This is a genomic window from Nonomuraea fuscirosea (assembly GCF_035917475.1).
GTDB lineage: Bacteria > Actinomycetota > Actinomycetes > Streptosporangiales > Streptosporangiaceae > Nonomuraea > Nonomuraea fuscirosea.
In genome coordinates, this window is sequence record NZ_CP109074.1 from 7,744,841 (window position 1) to 7,760,490 (window position 15,650).

Here is a 15,650-nt window from a genome sequence, read left to right on the forward strand (position 1 = left end):
TCCACCCCTCAGTCCGTGAAGTGAACCCAGCATCCCCTACCAGAACATCATTCTGCAAGCATGAGTTCGCCGCTGGCGACGATGGCCGCGGGACCGGACAGATAACTGGTCTCCTCGTCGAGGGTCACCGTCAGCGTGCCGCCCAGCACCTCGATCGTCCACGTGCCGGTCGTGTCGCCCGACAGGTTGGCCGCGGCCACGGCGGTGGCCACCGCGCCGGTGCCGCAGGAGCGGGTCTCGCCGGAGCCGCGCTCGAAGACGCGCATGACCGCGCGGCTGGTGCCGACCGGGTTGAACAGCTCGATGTTGACCCCGGCGGGGAAGACGCCGGTGTCGAAGCCCGGCTGGTGGGTGAGGTCGAGCTGGACGACGGGGTCGCCGATGGCGCAGGCCAGGTGGGGGTTGCCCATGTCGACGCGGAGCCCGGTGTATTCCTGGCCGCCCACGGAGGCCACGCTCTCGCCGGAGACCACGGGCTTGCCCATGTCGACCGTGATGTCGCCGTTCGGCTCGACGCGGACCCGCCGCAGGCCGCCCCGCGTCGCGATCTCGAACTCCTGGGCGCTCACGGCGCCGGTGTCGACCAGGTAGCGGGCGAACACCCGCACGCCGTTGCCGCACATCTCCGCCATGCTGCCGTCGGCGTTGCGGTAGTCCATGAACCACTCGGCGGCCGCGGCCTGGTCGGCGACCTCGTCGCTCTGCTTCGTGCGCACCACCCGGAGCACCCCGTCGGCGCCGAGGCCGGCTCTCCTGTCGCAGATCCTGGCGACGAGTGTGGCCGACACGTCGACCACCCCGTCGGGATCAGGCAGGATGACGAAATCGTTCTCGGTGCCGTGCCCCTTGAGAAAGCGCATGCTAGGAGTTTATTAGCGCCAGAGATCGCTCAAGGATGTCGGGGGCGTCGTACGGCAGCCAGCGCACCCGCGGGTCCCTGCGGAACCACGACTCCTGCCGCCGGGCGAAGCGCCTGGTCAGCCTGACCGTCTCGGTCATCGCCTGCTCCTCGCTCCACTCGCCGGTGAGAAAGCGGATGACCTGCGCGTAACCGAGCGCCCGCCCGGCCGTGCGCCCTTCGGCCAGCCCCTGGCCGAGCAGCGCTCGCACCTCGTCGACCAGCCCCGCCTGCCACATCCGGGCGACCCTGAGCTCGATCCGCTCGTCCAGCACCGGCCTGGGCACCTCCAGCCCGATCTGCACGCTCGGGTAGACCGCGTCGTAGGACGGCATGGTGGCCGAGAACGGGCGGCCGGACAGCTCGATCACCTCCAGCGCACGCACGATGCGCCGGCCGTTGCTGGCCAGGATGGCCGCCGCGGCGGCCGGGTCACGCTCGCGCAGGCGCTCGTAGAGGGGGGCGGGGCCGCGCTCGGCCAGCTCCTCCTCCAGCCGGGCCCTGATCTGCGGGTCGGTGCCGGGGAACTCCAGCTCGTCGATGGCGGCGCGTACGTACAGGCCGCTTCCGCCGACCAGCACCGGCACCTCGACGGCGTCGAAGACGGCCCTGGCCAGCTCCTGGTATTCGGCCACGCTGGCCGTGACCGTCACGTCCCAGATGTCCAGCAGATGGTGCGGGACCCCCCGCCGCTCGGCCTCGGTGAGCTTGGCCGTGCCGATGTCCATGCCCCGGTAGAGCTGCATGGAGTCGGCGTTGACGCACTCGCCGCCCAGCCGGAGGGCGAGGTCGACGGCGAGATCGGACTTTCCTGCGGCCGTGGGACCCACGACGGCGATGACTGGCTGCTGGCGCACGGCGACAAGTCTGCTAGAGATCGAGCAGCGTCGGCTGCAGATAACCCTCGTGGGTCAGCAGCCACCGCTTGGTCTCCACGCCCTCGCCGCCGCTGAAGCCGCCCAGCCCGTTGCCCGCCGCGACGACCCGGTGGCAGGGCACCACGATGGGGATCGGGTTGGAGCCCATGATCGAGCCGATGCCGCGGGCGGGCACGCTGGAGCCGCTGAGCGTGGCCAGCTCGCCGTAGGTGACGGCGCTCCCGTACGGGATCCCGTGCAGGGCGCGCAGCACCCGCAGCCGCGAGCCGGACATCAGCCGCCAGTCGATCGGCGTCTCGAACCGCTTCAGCTCACCGGCGAAATAAGCATTCAGCTCGGCGACGGCGAAGGCCGTACGATCCGCATCATGAACCTCAGCCAGGGCGAGCCGGCCGGCCACCAGGGCACGGGAGCCCCAGCCCGACGCGACGAGCCCGGTCTCGGTGACGGCCAGCACAAAGGGCCCCACCGGCGTCTCCACCTCGGCGAAGGCGACCGTCTCCTCGTTGGCGGTCATCATGTCCTCACGTGAGCTCGTGGTGCTGGGCACGTCCAGCGCCGTTCCTACCCGACACCGTAACCACAACGGCTACCTGCTGCGCTGGGACGGCCAGGGTTTCCTGTTCGACCCGGGCGAGGGCACGCAGCGGCAGATGGTGCACGCCGGCCTGAGCGCCAACGACGTCCACTGGCTCTGCGTGACCCACTTCCACGGCGACCACTGCCTGGGCGTCCCCGGCGTCGTCCAGCGCATCGCACGCGACAAAGTACGCCATCCGGTGCGCGCCGTCTTCCCCGCCTCCGGCCAGACCTACTGGCGCCGGCTCCGCCACGCCGCCGCGTTCGCCGACACCCCGGTCATCGCCGAACATCCGCTCACCGGCGACCTCTCCGGCGTCGGCCCGCTCATCGCGCGCCGCCTGTCCCACCCCGTCGAGTCGTACGGCTACCGCGTCCAGGAGCCGCCCGGCCGCCGCATGCTGCCCGACAAGCTGGCCGCCCACGGCATCCGCGGCCCCGACATCGGCGAGCTCCAGCGCACCGGCTCCGTGCGCGGCGTCACCCTGGCCGAGTGCAGCGTCCCCAAACCGGGGCAGAGCGTGGCGTTCATCATGGACACCCGGCTCTGCGACGCGGTCTTCGAGCTGGCCTACGGGGTCGACCTGCTGGTGATCGAGTCCACGTTCCTGTCGGCGGAGAGCGCGCTGGCCAAGGAGTACGGGCACCTGACGGCGTTCGAGGCCGGGGTGGTGGCGGCGGACGCGGGGGCGCGCAGGCTGGTGCTCACGCACTTCTCCGAACGGTACGGCTTCGACGACGAACCCCGCTTCGTCGCGGAGGTGCGGCGCAACTTCGACGGCGAGGTGGTGACGGCCCGCGACCTGATGCGGATCCCGGTACCGAAGCGTCAGGCCGTCCACGTCCCGACGAGATAGCCGACCCCGTACGGGGCCGTCGCCATCAGCAGCCGGCCCGCGAACTCCCGCCCGTCCGCCGCGCCCGCCAGCACCTGGAAGGCGGCCCGGCCGCTCACCCACAGCCTGTCGGCCTCCTCGGGATCGAGGGCGGCCAAGGGGGCGGGGTCGCCGGCGTCGATGGCCTGGGCGATGCGGTCGTTACAGGGGCCGGCCGCCTCGTCGTACCTGCCCGGGGCCTTCGGGCTGAGGCAGGCCGAGCCGTCGGCCATGACCAGCAGCGCCACCCTGCCCGCGCGATCGGCCAGTTGCGCGCCGAGCTTCGCGCAGTCCTCGCCAGGGGCGTCCCAGGCCACCGACTGGAAGGAGTCGGGGGCGTGCTCCCCCAGCAGCAGGCGGGCGACGGTCAGCGACAGCGGCAGCACCGGCTCGCCCCGGCCCGCCGCGAGGTCCGGGCCCCAGGGGCGCAGGCTGCCCACGGCGTCGCCGTCGTACGCGCCGGTGGCCGGCGCGCCGCCCACCACGATCAGCGCGTCGGGCCGCGCGTCGCGCAGTGTGGCGATCGCGGTGTGGCAGGCGGAGCGGAGGTCGGGCATCCCCAGGACGACCAGCGGGGTGAGCGGGCACACGGCCGCGGCGACAAGCACGAGCGCAAGCGTACGTCCGCCCCCTCTGTCACCCGGCACGGCCCCTGCCGTCAGTACGTGGCCCTGGGGCGCGACGCCTGGCGTCGTACGGTCGCGGCCCTGCCGTCAGTACGGGCCGCGGCCCTCGGGCGCGACGCCTGGCGTCGTACGGTCGCGGTCCCCGCCGTCAGAAGGGGTCGCGGCCCGCGTGTATCTCGGTGAGCAGGCTCTCGGTGTACGTCTGGGAGGCCTGGTGCAGACCGCTGCCGAAGCTGATCCTGGCCACCCCCAGCCCGGCCAGCGCGCCCAGCCCGATGACCCCCGGCCTGAACAGCACGTTGACCGGCCCGCCCAGACCGTCGACCAGGGCTCGGATCTCGTCCGCGTCGGTCAGCCCGATCGGGTACACGCAGTCGGCCCCCGCCTCCAGGTAGCGCCGTCCGCGTTCCAGCGCCTCCTCGCGCGTCGCCCGTCTGCGCAGGTAGAGGTCCACCCGCGCGTTGATCACCAGCCCGTCGCCGGCCGCCGCCCGCACCTCGGCCAGGAACGCGGCCTGCTCGTCCGGATCCACCATCTCGCCGCCGCCCGGCCGGGAGTCCTCCAGGTTGCAGCCCACCGCCCCGGTCGCGAGCAGCCGCTCGGCCAGCTCGGCGGGCTTGAGTCCGTACCCGCGCTCGACGTCCGCCGTGACGGGCCGGTCCACGGCCCTGACCACCCGGGCGATGGCCGCCATCATCTCCCCGACGGGCGTACGTTCACCGTCCTCGTAACCGAGCACCCGCGCGACCGCGGCGCTGCCGGTGGCGACCGCGGGGAACCCGGCCGCCTGCACGGCGCGGGCGGAGGCGGCGTCCCAGACGTTGGGCAGCACCAAAGGGTCTCCGGGCACGTGCAGGGCACGCAGCTCGGACGCGTCGTCAGTCGTCATACTCCGACCCTACGGACAACGGTGGCTTCTCCGAAGTACCAGTACACCTCATAATCGGCAAGCCACTTCGGACCCCGCCGTCACGAAGGGTTCCTTGCCACCCGCCGTCAGGGCCCTGTCGTCATGAGCCCACCCTGCCGTGCAACGTCGAGCCCGTCGTCAGGACGTGCTCAGCAGCCGCTCTTCGAGCACTGGCCGGGGACGAGGCCGCCGGGGCCGTCCGCCGGGCTGTCGGCGTCGGAGGGGGTGCCGCGGCCCGAGGACTGCGGCGACTTGGTGGGAGCCGTCGTCGCGGGCTTCTTGCTGGTACCGGTCTTGGCGGAGTCGCTGCCCGTGCCGCCCGTCGTGTCGCCCGTATCGGCCTGGTCGCCGCCGTCCGGGACCCCGGCCGCGACGTCGCCCATGCTGCCGTCGTCCTCGGGAGCGTCGCCGGTACGGTCGTCCTCGGGAGAGTCGGCGGTGACGTCGCCCGCCGTGGCGTCGTCGTCGCCGGCGGGATCCTCGTTCGCCTCAGCACTCTGAGAGGTCGCGGGGTTGCCGCCGCCCTGCTGGGCGCTCCCGCCGGGGTTCGAGGCCAGCATGTAGCCGGCGCCACCGGCCACGAGCACGGCGATGAGCGCCGAACCGGCGATGAGAAGGGTCTTGTTGCTCTTCTGCTTCGGTCGTCTGTTTCCCGAGGCCCTGTTTTCCAGGCGGGTGTCTCCCGGCCCGGCGAGGATCTCCTGGCGATCCGCCTCGATCGGATCTTGCATGGCGTTACAGCTCCCTGCGGTCGTATCGGGGAAAGCTCGCCGGCTTCCGCGGGTGATGGACCACACTAGCCGCAACGACGGAATGCTCGCACAACAATCACAAAGGAATCACGACTTGTCCCCCCTTAGATCCATTAGCCCAGGTAGCCGCGCCAACCTGGCACCCGTGGCCGGAGCCGCGGGGGTACTCGTCACAGCGGCGCTGGGGATATTCCTGGCATTCACTAACAGTAAGGAACCGTCACCGCAAACACCTCAGGAAATGGATCAGGAAACCCCGCTTTCCCCAAGATCGACACCACTCTCGGCATCGAACACGCCACCCACGGCGACCGTCATTCCACCGTCGGTGGCGCCCATGACTGGAACGCTCCAATTCCCCACGGCCCAGCCCGCCGACGTCATGCTCGGCCCGCTGACGCCTCCGTGGATCGAGACCGTCCCGCCCCCTTACGCGAGCCTGCCGCCCTGGGGGACGAATCTCCCACCTGTGGGTGTGAACCTGCCGCCCGTGGGCACGGACCTGCCGCTCCTCCCCTCGGCGACGGCCGGCCCGCCGGCCTCGCCCACAGCCGGGGACACCCGCCCGCACCGGCCGGGACGCGACGGTGAACGGCCCCCGGGAGGACGCCCCGCCCCGCGCGCCACCCCACAGGTGCCTCCTGAGGAACATCCGGCACCCGGCAGCCCTGCCACGCCACCCCTGGCGACCAGCCCGGCTCCGCCCCCGTCATCACGGCCGCTCGCACCGCCACCGTCCCGTCCGCCGTCCCGGCCGGCGCCGCCGGGCCGCGCGGGCCCCGACCCCTGCGCCACCATGCACGACTTCCGCCGCCGCCCCTGCTACGACATGCTCAACCGCCTCACCCGATGACCCCGGCACGACGGAGGGCGGCCCCGGATGAACCGGGGCCGCCCTCCGAACAGCAGTAAGGTCAGCGCATCGAACAGGCCCGAACAAGACGCGCGACAGCACGGGCCGCCCGGCCGTCGTCAGTGCGCCGAGCAGGCACCTGACGAGGTCGGCAGCGGTGCGGGGCGGCCGACGGTGGGCATGCCGAGCAGCACTCCCGAGCCGCCCGCGGCGCTCCCGCCGCCCTGGCGGGCCTCCCAGGCGTCGCCCGCCCTGGTCCGCCGCAGCCCCAACACGGCCCCGTCGGCCACCAGGTGGTGCGGCGCCGCGTACGTCACCTCGACCGTCACCATGTCACCGGGCCGCGGCGTCTCCTCACCCACCGCGAAGTGCACGAGCCGGTTGTCCGCCGCGCGCCCCGACAGCCGGCGGGTGACTTCGTCCTTACGCCCCTCGCCCTCGGCCACCAGCACCTCGAGCGTCCGCCCGACCTGCTTCTTGTTCTCCTCCCAAGAGATCTCCTCCTGCAGCGCCACCAGCCGCTCGTAGCGCTCCTGGACGACCTCCTTGGGCACCTGGTCCGCCATCGTGGCCGCCGGAGTGCCGGGGCGGATGGAGTACTGGAAGGTGAAGGCGTTGGCGAAGCGGCTCTGCCGGACGACGTCGAGGGTCGCCTGGAAGTCCTCCTCGGTCTCGCCGGGGAAGCCGACGATGATGTCGGTGGAGATGGCCGCGTCGGGCATCGCGGCGCGTACACGCTCGATGATGCCGAGGTAGCGCTCGGCCCGGTAGGAGCGCCGCATCGCCCGCAGCACCCGGTCGGAGCCCGACTGCAGCGGCATGTGCAGCTGGTGCATGACGTTGGGCGTCTCCGCCATCGCGGCGATCACGTCGTCGGTGAACGCGGCGGGGTGCGGCGAGGTGAAGCGGACCCGTTCGAGCCCGTCGATGTCGCCGCAGGCGCGCAGCAGCTTGCCGAAGGCCAGCCGGTCGCCGAACTCCACGCCGTAGGTGTTGACGTTCTGGCCCAGCAGGGTGACCTCCAGCACGCCCTGCTCCACCAGCGTCCTGACCTCGGCGAGGACGTCGCCGGGGCGGCGGTCCTTCTCCTTGCCGCGCAGCGACGGCACGATGCAGAACGTGCAGGTGTTGTTGCAGCCGACCGAGACCGACACCCAGGCGGCGTAGGCGGACTCACGCTTGGTGGGCAGCGTCGAGGGGAAGACCTCGAGCGACTCCTTCAGCTCGACCTGCGCCTCGCCCTCGACGCGGGCCCGCTCCAGCAGCACCGGCAGCGAGCCGATGTTGTGCGTGCCGAACACGACGTCGACCCACGGCGCCTTGCGGACGATCTCGCCCTGGTCCTTCTGCGCCAGGCAGCCGCCGACGGCGATCTGCATGCGCGGATTGCTCACCTTGGCCGGTCTGAGGTGGCCGAGGTTGCCGTAGAGGCGGTTGTCGGCGTTCTCCCGCACGGCGCACGTGTTGAACACGACCACGTCGGCCGCCTCCCCGTCGGGAGCGGCCACGTAGCCGGCGTCCTCCAGCAGGCCTGACAGCCGCTCGGAGTCGTGGACGTTCATCTGGCACCCGTATGTGCGCACTTCGTAGGTGCGGGCGCCCTCCTGAGTCACAGTCATGGCATGTTCAAGGGTAGTCGGTATCGGCCTTGGGACTGTCCGTACCGATCTAAAAGGCCAGCTTGATGGCATGATGTGATCGGATCGGTACCGCTCGGTTAGTGCACAGCGTTCTAACGCCCTCTACGTTTTACTCCATGACGGAGAACGGCGACGCCACTCCACTTGTGCAGTTGGAGAACGTCAACAAGCACTTCGGGACGCTGCATGTCCTGAAGAACATCAACTTGACCGTCTCTCGTGGCGAGGTCCTGGTCGTCATCGGCCCCTCGGGCGGCGGGAAGTCGACGCTCTGCCGCACGATCAACCGGCTGGAGACGATCAACGACGGAAAGATCATATTTGACGGCCAGGTTCTGCCCGACGAGGGCAAGGCGTTGGCCAGGCTGCGTTCCGACGTCGGAATGGTCTTCCAGTCGTTCAACTTGTTCGCCCACAAGACCATCAGGGAAAACGTCACGCTCGGCCCGATGAAGGTGCGCGGCAAGGCCAGGGACGCCGCCAACCAGCGGGCGATGGAACTGCTCGAAAGAGTGGGCATCGCCGCGCAGGCGGACAAATATCCGGCCCAGCTCTCCGGCGGTCAGCAACAACGTGTGGCGATCGCCAGAGCACTGGCCATGGACCCGAAAATGATCCTGTTCGACGAGCCGACCTCCGCCCTCGACCCCGAGATGGTGCAAGAGGTCCTCGATGTCATGATCGGGCTGGCACGTGACGGGATGACCATGATGGTCGTCACGCACGAGATGGGGTTCGCCCGCCGGGCCGCGAACCGGGTGGTGTTCATGGCCGAAGGGCAGATCGTCGAGGAGAACACTCCTGACGAGTTCTTCACCAACGCGCAGACGGACCGGGCGCGAGACTTCCTTTCGAAGATCCTCACGCACTGACTAATGAGGCAGGTACACATGCACATGCGTCGAACGGGAGCAGTGCTCTCCATGGCGGCTCTGGCCGCGGGCCTGACCGCCTGTGGCGGGGGTGGCGGGGAGTCGTACGCCACCGTGGCCGACAAGATCGCGGGCGGTGGCTCGATCGTGGTCGGCACCAAGTGGGACCAGCCCAGCCTGGGCCTGAAGATGGGCAACGAGCCTGAGGGCTTCGACGTCGACGTGGCCAAAGCCGTGCTGAAGGAAGTGGCCGGCGGCAAGGACGTGAAGATCGAGTGGAAGGAGTCGGCCTCGTCCAACCGCGAGCCGTTCCTCCAGAACGGCACGGTCGACATCATCTTCGCCACCTACTCCATCACGGAGGAGCGCAAGGGCAAGGTGACCTTCGGCGGCCCCTACGTCGTGGCGCACCAGGACGTGATGGTCCGCAAGGACGACGCCTCGATCAACAGCCCTCAGGACCTCAAGGGCAAGAAGATCTGCAAGGCCGCGGGCTCCAACTCCTACAAGCGCATCACCGACCCGCCCCCGGACGGTGAGCTCGACATCGACGCGACGACCGTCGACGCCGGCAACTACTCCGAGTGCGTGCAGAAGCTGACCGGCAGCAACCTCGACGCCGTCACCACCGACGACCTGATCCTGGCGGGCTTCGCCAAGCAGGCGGGCGGCAACTTCAAGGTGCTGGGCCAGGGCTTCACGGACGAGAAGTACGGCATCGGCCTGAAGAAGGGCGACACCAAGACGTGTGAGGCCCTCAACACCGCGGTGAAGAAGCTGTGGGACAACGGCACCATGAAGCAGCTGCTGGACAAGTGGTTCGGCGGCATCCAGGGGCTGAAGCTGTCCGAGACCGCGCCGCCGGCCGAGGGTTGCGCCTGATCACACCAGAGGCGGCGGCCGGTGACCCGGCCGCCGCCGTCCTATGCGGTGGAGCACGATGGACGAACTAATCAAATACGCCCCTGACCTCGGGCTGGGATTCCTGGAGAACGTCAAGCTGTCCCTCGTGGCGGCCGTCGTCTCCCTGATCCTCGGCACGGTTCTGGTGGCGATGCGGGTCTCACCCACGCCGGTCCTTCGCGCGGCCGGCACCATATACGTCAACGTGGTGCGTAACACCCCGCTCACGCTGGTGCTGGCGTTCTCCGCGCTGGGTTTGAGCGACCAGCTCGGCCTGGTGTTCTCGGACGTGCCGCTGACCAACTCGTTCTGGATCGTGGCGATGGGCCTGTCGGTCTACACCGCGGCCTTCGTGTGCGAGGCGCTGCGCGCCGGCATCAACACCGTGAACATGGGCCAGGCGGAGGCGGCCAGGGCGATCGGGCTCACGTTCATGCAGTCGCTGACGCTGATCGTCCTGCCCCAGGCGTTCCGGGCGGTCGTCGCGCCGCTGGGCAGCGTCATGATCGCCATGATCAAGAACACCACGGTGGCCACCGCGGGCGGGTTCCTCGCCGACTCCGCGGCGGTCATGAAGATCACCTTCGACACGACCGGCGCGTCGATCCCGATCTTCCTCGGCATCGTCGTCGCCTTCATGGTGCTGACCATGCCCATCGGATTCTTCACCGGCTGGTTGTCGCGACGTCTGGCGGTGGCCCGATGAGCACGTCCGTACTGTTCGACGCTCCCGGCCCGCGCGGGCGGATCCGCAACCACGCGCTCACGGTGATCAGCGTCGTCGCCGTCATCGCCGTCCTGTACGGCGTCTACCGCGGCTTCGACGCCAAGGGCCAGTTCGAAGGCAAGATCTGGCAGCCGTTCCTGCAGTGGGAGACCTGGGAGTTCTACATCATCCCCGGTCTGATCGGCACCCTGGAGGCGGCGGCCGTCTCGGCGGTGCTGGCGCTGGCCTTCGGCGCGATCTTCGGCCTGGCCAGGCTCTCCGACCACGCGTGGGTCCGGATCCCGGCCGGCGCGGTGGTCGAGGTGTTCCGGGCCATCCCGCTGCTGCTGCTGATCTTCTTCATCTTCTACCTGGCGCCCATGCTCCTGGGCGGCGGCGACTACGCCTTCTTCGCGGTCGTGCTCGGCCTGACCCTCTACAACGGCTCCGTGCTGGCCGAGGTCGTCAGAGCCGGCGTGTACGCCGTGCCGAAGGGGCAGTCGGAGGCCGCCTACGCGGTCGGCATGCGCAAGAACCAGGTGCTGCGGCTGGTGCTGCTGCCGCAGGCCGTCACGGCGATGATGCCGGCGATCGTCAGCCAGCTCGTGGTGCTGCTGAAGGACACCGCGCTCGGCTACATCATCGCGTACGTCGACCTGCTCAACACCGGCTTCAAGATCCTGCCGGCCCGCTTCTTCGGCTCGCTGATCCCGGCGGCGATCGTCATCGGCATCATCTACGTGGCGCTCAACATGGCGCTGAGTTACCTGGCCACCAAGCTGGAACGGCGCAGCAGGCGCAGCCGCAAGACGGCGGCCGCCCCGATCGCGGCGCCCGGATCGGCCGAGGTCGGCATCGGCGCCGGCCAGGGCACCGCGGGCGGTGGCCTGGGGCCGGACGAACCCCTCGAATGACCGCGGGGCGGCGGGCGTGCTGGCGCTCGCCGCCCCGACGGGTTCCCCTGCCCCTCGCCCTGACGAATGCTCAGGTTCGTCGCCCGGACTGGCGCTCAGGTTTGTCACTCGGACGCCTGTCGCCCTGACCGGTTCTCATGCCCATCGCCCCGGCCAGCCCTTGAGTTTGTCGCCTTTCTCCCCACAGATCGCCAAGAAAGACCCACGACTGCGTCGAATCCGTGTCCCGCACGGGTCGCGACGGGTTACCCATAGTCGTGGGGAAGTTCAGGGTGACCATGCGTGGGACGGCACTGACCTCAGCCGTGGCCGTGGCGGCGGGGCTGGCCGGATGCGGCGGCGGAGGGTCGTACACGACCGTCGCGGACAAGATCAAGAACGCCCGCACCGTCGTCGTCGGCACCAAGTGGGACCAGCCGGGCCTGGGAATGCGTACCGGCTCGGGTGATCCCGAGGGGTTCGACGTGGACGTCGCCCGCTACATCGTCGGCAACCTCGCCGGCGGTGCCAAGGTCAAGATCACCTGGCGCGAGTCGCCGTCCTCCACCCGCGAGGCGCTGCTCCAGAACGGCACCGTCGACATGATCGTCGCCTCCTACTCCATCACGCAGTCCCGCAGGCCCAAGGTCACCTTCGGCGGCCCGTACGTGATCGTGCCCCAGGACACCATGGTCAGAGCCGGCGACATGACCATCAAGAACGTGGAAGACCTGCGCGGCAAGCGGATCTGCCTGGCCGAGGGCTCGAACTCGTACCGGCGGATCGTCGACCCGCCACCCGACGGCATGCTCGACCTGCCGGCCGAGCTGGTGCCGGCCCACAACTACTCCGAGTGTGTGCTCAAGCTCGTCGAGGACCGCCTCGACGCGGTCAGCACCGAGAACCTGGCCCTGGCCGGGTACGCCGAGCACGACCCCGGCATGTTCCGGCTGCTCAATCAGCCGATCAGCTGGGAGAAGTGGGGCGTCGGCCTGAAGAAGGGCGATACCGAGACGTGCGAGGCGGTCAATCGCGCCATCGCGTCGATGTGGCGGGACGGGACGACGACGCGACTGCTGAACAAGTGGTTCGGCCGGGCGGGCGTCGCACTCCCCTCCTCCCTGCCCCACCCCGTCGGCTGCCCCTGAACCGCTCACACGGGCTGAACCGTGCCGGCGCCCCCCGAACCGGCTGAACGCTGCCCAGCCACCCCGCGGCCGCTCAGGCGGGCTGAACTGTGGGGACAGCACCGCACGCCCGGCGATCTTCCGGCAGGATGCGGGGTATGCCTTTCTGGCCCTCCCCCATTTCGACCAGAGACGTGGCCGGCTCCGCCGTACGTCCCGGCTGGCCCACGCTCATGGACGGCCGGACGTGGTGGACCGAGGACCGTCCCGACGACGGCGGGCGTACGGCGATCGTGTGCCGCGCCGCCGATGGCACCCGTCGTGACCTGCTGCCCGCTCCCTGGTGCGCGCGCACCCGCGTGCACGAGTACGGCGGCCGTCCCTACGCCGTGACCCCCGAGGGGGAGGTGGTCTTCGCCAACCTGCAAGATCAGCGCCTCTACCTGCTGCCGGAAAACGGCGAACCGAAACCCGTCACTCCCCCGGGTTGCCGCTACGCGGATCCGCTGGTGCGCGAGGGACAGGTGTGGTGCGTACGCGAGCACCACGCGGAGGACGGCAAGGTCACCAGGGCCGTCGTCTCCGTCCCGCTCGACGGCGGCGAGATCCGCGAATGGGCCACCGGCTGCGACTTCTACGCCTCTCCCACCATCTCCCCCGACGGGCGACATCTGGCCTATGTCTGCTGGGACCACCCCCGCATGCCCTGGGACGGCACCGAACTCCGCGTCGTCCGCCTCTCCGACGGCGACTCCTGGAAGGTGAAGGGCGGTGTCACCGAATCCGTCCTGGCTCCCGCCTGGAAGGACGACACCCGGCTCTACCTGGTCTCCGACTCCTCCGGCTGGTGGAACCTCTACGAGATCGGCCTGCACGGCGACGGGGCGCGAGCGCTCCACCCGGCCGAGGAGGAGTTCACACTGCCGCCGTGGCGACTGGGCGGAATGCCGTACGCGCTCCTCACCGACGGCCGGCTCGCGGTCCTGCACGGGCGCGGCGACCTGCGGCTCGGCCTGCTCGACCCCGTCTCCGGCGCACTCACCGACGTCGAGGCCCCCTACAGCGGCTGGGACGCGGACCTGGCCACCGACGGCACCTCCGTGACCGGCATCGCGTACGCCCCCACCACGCCCCGCTCGATCGTGAGCGTGGACCCGGCGTCGGGCGCGCACCACCCCCTCACCCCCACCCCCGCCGCCCTGCCCGACCCCGCCTACCTGCCTGTCCCCCGGCCGGTACGGATCGGCGGCGCCCCCGACCAGGACGTGCACGCCTTCCTCTACCCACCCCACGCCGAGGCCGCGCAGCAGCCCACCCCGCCTCCTTACGTCGTCTTCGTGCACGGCGGACCGACCGCGCACGCCGACACCGCGCTCGACCTGGAGAAGGCGTTCCTGACCTCGCGCGGCATCGGCGTCCTCGACCTCAACTACGGCGGCTCGACCGGTTACGGCAGGGCTTACCGCGACCGGCTCAAGGGCCGGTGGGGGCTTGTGGACGTCCACGACACGATCGCCGCCGCGCGGTGGCTGGCCGAGCAGGGCCTGGCCGACCCCGCCAGGATCGCCGTACGCGGGGGCAGCGCGGGCGGCTGGACCGTGATGGCGGCCTGCTGCACCTCCGACGTGTTCGCCGGCGGCGTGTCCTACTACGGGGTCAGCGCGCTCGCCCCGCTGGCCGCCCACACCCACGACTTCGAGTCACGCTACGTGGAGTGGCTGGTGGGGCCGGAGGATCCGCAGGTCTACGCCGCCAGAGAACCCCTGGCCCTCGTGGACGGGGCCACCCGCCCCATGCTCCTCCTCCAAGGCCTCGACGACCCGGTGGTGCCCCCCGAACAATCGGCCGCCTTCGCCGACGCACTGTCCGAACGTGGCGTGCCGTGCACGTACCTGGCCTTCGAGGGCGAGTCGCACGGCTTCCGCCGCACCGAGACCCGGGCCGCGGCGCTGGCCGCGGAGCTGGCCTTCTATCAGCAGATCTTCATCTGAACCAGCGAACCGCGAGCCGCGGCCGGCGGCGCACCAGGCCGGGCCTCACGCCATGATCGGGAATCGGTGGTCCAGGCCGGTGATGTGGAGCAGCCGGGCTATGCGTGGCGAGACACCGGTCAGGGCCAGCGTGATGCCTTGGGCCTTGGCCCGGCTCTGCAGGCCGACCATCATGCCCAGCCCGCCGGCGCCGCAGAAGGTGACCTCGGACAGATCCAGGACGAGCAGGTCGCTGCTGCCGGCCAGGGAGTTCAGCAGCCGCCGCCGCAACTGCCCCGTGGTGAAGATGTCGATGTCGCCCGACAGGTGCACGAGGGTCGGCGCCGAGGCGCTCGCCCCGCCGAGCGGGGCGTTGTGGATGGCGGTCATGGCGTCTCCTTTCGGAGCAGCTGAAAGGCGATGAGAAGCCTGCCGGCCGGAGATCGGCCGACCGCCAGAACGGGCGGTGCCCGGACCGCTCGATCCGGCCGGCAGGCGGCACACCACGGTCACGTCAGGGCCGACGGCCGTGCGGTCGATGCGGCTGCGCCTGCCCGGCGACCGCTCCACCCTCGTTCTCCCAGCGGGCCGGGTCATCAGCCGTGGCACGCGGAGCACGGCCGGACGGCGGCTGGGCGAGAGTGAGGATGGCGTCGATCGTCAAGCCGGCGGCGTCCTGGACGGTGCGCTTGAGCGTGGCCTCGGCGGCGTCGGCGGCGGTCTCCGCCGGGATGACCAGCAGGACGACCGGCTCCCCGGACGCGAAGACGAGAGTGAGCACACGCGGGTCGGTGTGCCGGAACCAGCCGACGCGAACCTGACGCCCGCGCGCCGGGACACGGCGCGGGATGTTCCGCCACGCATCGCCGTACACGCCGATCCGGAGCGTGACCCGATCAAGCAACCGGTCGACGGCGGCGATGAGACGCGGCAACTCGACAGCGGCGTCACGGGAGTAGGGCCACCAGGCTCCGTCCACCACCGCTCGCCGATTTGGCACCGGGTGCAGGCTGAGCCGTAGCGCGGAATCGCATCGCGGAACCCCATGGGACGCGGGGCTGAGGGGCACGGGTGGAGAAAGAAGTTGCGTCGGCATCATGGCTGGCTGACCTGTCCTGGCCCTGGTCGAGTGGGGCCGATGGTGGTTCGCCGGGGGCGACGCTGACCT

Annotated in this window: 16 protein-coding genes; 7 read left to right on the top strand and 9 right to left on the bottom strand. The window is 70.5% G+C overall.

Annotated features, from left to right (window positions below; genetic code table 11):
• Positions 1 to 47: 47 nt before the first annotated feature.
• The 3 genes from dapF to OIE67_RS35195 are packed head-to-tail and all read right to left on the bottom strand — an operon-like array spanning position 48 to position 2,296.
• Positions 48 to 860 carry a diaminopimelate epimerase gene (dapF, locus tag OIE67_RS35185; protein ID WP_326628620.1) on the bottom strand — a complete coding sequence of 271 codons (813 nt, stop codon included), beginning with the start codon at positions 858 to 860 and terminating at the stop codon, positions 48 to 50.
• A 1-nt stretch (position 861) separates the two neighbouring features.
• Positions 862 to 1,755 (bottom strand): tRNA (adenosine(37)-N6)-dimethylallyltransferase MiaA, encoded by an 894-nt coding sequence (gene miaA / locus OIE67_RS35190; protein WP_326628623.1) that lies wholly within the window; start codon positions 1,753 to 1,755, stop codon positions 862 to 864.
• A 13-nt stretch (positions 1,756 to 1,768) separates the two neighbouring features.
• Positions 1,769 to 2,296: a methylated-DNA--[protein]-cysteine S-methyltransferase gene (locus OIE67_RS35195; protein ID WP_326628625.1), complete on the bottom strand. Its 528-nt coding sequence runs from the start codon at positions 2,294 to 2,296 to the stop codon at positions 1,769 to 1,771.
• On the opposite strand from OIE67_RS35195, the gene OIE67_RS35200 reads away from it, so the two are divergent.
• Positions 2,295 to 3,212: a ribonuclease Z gene (locus OIE67_RS35200; RefSeq protein ID WP_106235342.1), complete on the top strand. Its 918-nt coding sequence runs from the start codon at positions 2,295 to 2,297 to the stop codon at positions 3,210 to 3,212. The two genes, OIE67_RS35195 and OIE67_RS35200, sit on opposite strands and share 2 nt — an antisense overlap.
• Here OIE67_RS35200 and OIE67_RS35205 read toward each other — a convergent pair.
• The 4 genes from OIE67_RS35205 to miaB form a co-directional block, all read right to left on the bottom strand.
• Positions 3,185 to 3,838, bottom strand: coding sequence for a class III extradiol ring-cleavage dioxygenase family protein (locus OIE67_RS35205; protein WP_326628628.1), 654 nt, complete (start codon positions 3,836 to 3,838; stop codon positions 3,185 to 3,187). The genes OIE67_RS35200 and OIE67_RS35205 overlap by 28 nt on opposite strands.
• A 166-nt stretch (positions 3,839 to 4,004) precedes the next feature.
• Positions 4,005 to 4,745: an isocitrate lyase/PEP mutase family protein gene (locus tag OIE67_RS35210; protein WP_326628630.1), complete on the bottom strand. Its 741-nt coding sequence runs from the start codon at positions 4,743 to 4,745 to the stop codon at positions 4,005 to 4,007.
• A 170-nt stretch (positions 4,746 to 4,915) separates the two neighbouring features.
• On the bottom strand, positions 4,916 to 5,497 hold the full coding sequence (locus OIE67_RS35215) for a hypothetical protein (RefSeq protein ID WP_326628632.1): 582 nt from the start codon (positions 5,495 to 5,497) through the stop codon (positions 4,916 to 4,918).
• 993 nt (positions 5,498 to 6,490) lie between these two features.
• Positions 6,491 to 7,990, bottom strand: a complete 1,500-nt coding sequence (miaB, locus tag OIE67_RS35220) for a tRNA (N6-isopentenyl adenosine(37)-C2)-methylthiotransferase MiaB (protein WP_106235334.1) — start codon at positions 7,988 to 7,990, stop codon at positions 6,491 to 6,493.
• Between the two features lie 137 nt (positions 7,991 to 8,127).
• Here miaB and OIE67_RS35225 point away from each other — a divergent pair, with 137 nt between their 5' ends.
• From OIE67_RS35225 to OIE67_RS35250, 6 genes are all read left to right on the top strand, one after another.
• The gene (locus OIE67_RS35225) at positions 8,128 to 8,883 is read left to right on the top strand and encodes an amino acid ABC transporter ATP-binding protein (RefSeq protein ID WP_106235332.1); all 756 of its coding nucleotides are present in this window, start codon (positions 8,128 to 8,130) and stop codon (positions 8,881 to 8,883) included.
• 18 nt (positions 8,884 to 8,901) lie between these two features.
• Positions 8,902 to 9,765 (top strand): glutamate ABC transporter substrate-binding protein, encoded by an 864-nt coding sequence (locus OIE67_RS35230; RefSeq protein WP_106235330.1) that lies wholly within the window; start codon positions 8,902 to 8,904, stop codon positions 9,763 to 9,765.
• A gap of 58 nt (positions 9,766 to 9,823) precedes the next feature.
• The gene (locus tag OIE67_RS35235) at positions 9,824 to 10,492 is read left to right on the top strand and encodes an amino acid ABC transporter permease (RefSeq protein ID WP_326628636.1); all 669 of its coding nucleotides are present in this window, start codon (positions 9,824 to 9,826) and stop codon (positions 10,490 to 10,492) included.
• Entirely contained in the window at positions 10,489 to 11,406 is a 918-nt protein-coding gene (locus OIE67_RS35240) for an amino acid ABC transporter permease (RefSeq protein WP_106235326.1), read from the top strand. The genes OIE67_RS35235 and OIE67_RS35240 overlap by 4 nt, the downstream gene beginning before the upstream one ends.
• A 278-nt stretch (positions 11,407 to 11,684) precedes the next feature.
• Positions 11,685 to 12,533 (top strand): glutamate ABC transporter substrate-binding protein, encoded by an 849-nt coding sequence (locus OIE67_RS35245; RefSeq protein ID WP_326628638.1) that lies wholly within the window; start codon positions 11,685 to 11,687, stop codon positions 12,531 to 12,533.
• A gap of 137 nt (positions 12,534 to 12,670) precedes the next feature.
• Complete coding sequence (locus tag OIE67_RS35250) at positions 12,671 to 14,503, top strand: S9 family peptidase (protein ID WP_326628640.1); 1,833 nt, start codon at positions 12,671 to 12,673, stop codon at positions 14,501 to 14,503.
• Between the two features lie 45 nt (positions 14,504 to 14,548).
• Here the strand turns inward: OIE67_RS35250 and OIE67_RS35255 are convergent, their stop codons facing one another.
• Entirely contained in the window at positions 14,549 to 14,872 is a 324-nt protein-coding gene (locus OIE67_RS35255) for an STAS domain-containing protein (RefSeq protein WP_326628642.1), read from the bottom strand.
• Between the two features lie 124 nt (positions 14,873 to 14,996).
• Positions 14,997 to 15,581, bottom strand: coding sequence for a DUF5994 family protein (locus OIE67_RS35260; RefSeq protein ID WP_326628644.1), 585 nt, complete (start codon positions 15,579 to 15,581; stop codon positions 14,997 to 14,999).
• Positions 15,582 to 15,650: the final 69 nt, after the last annotated feature.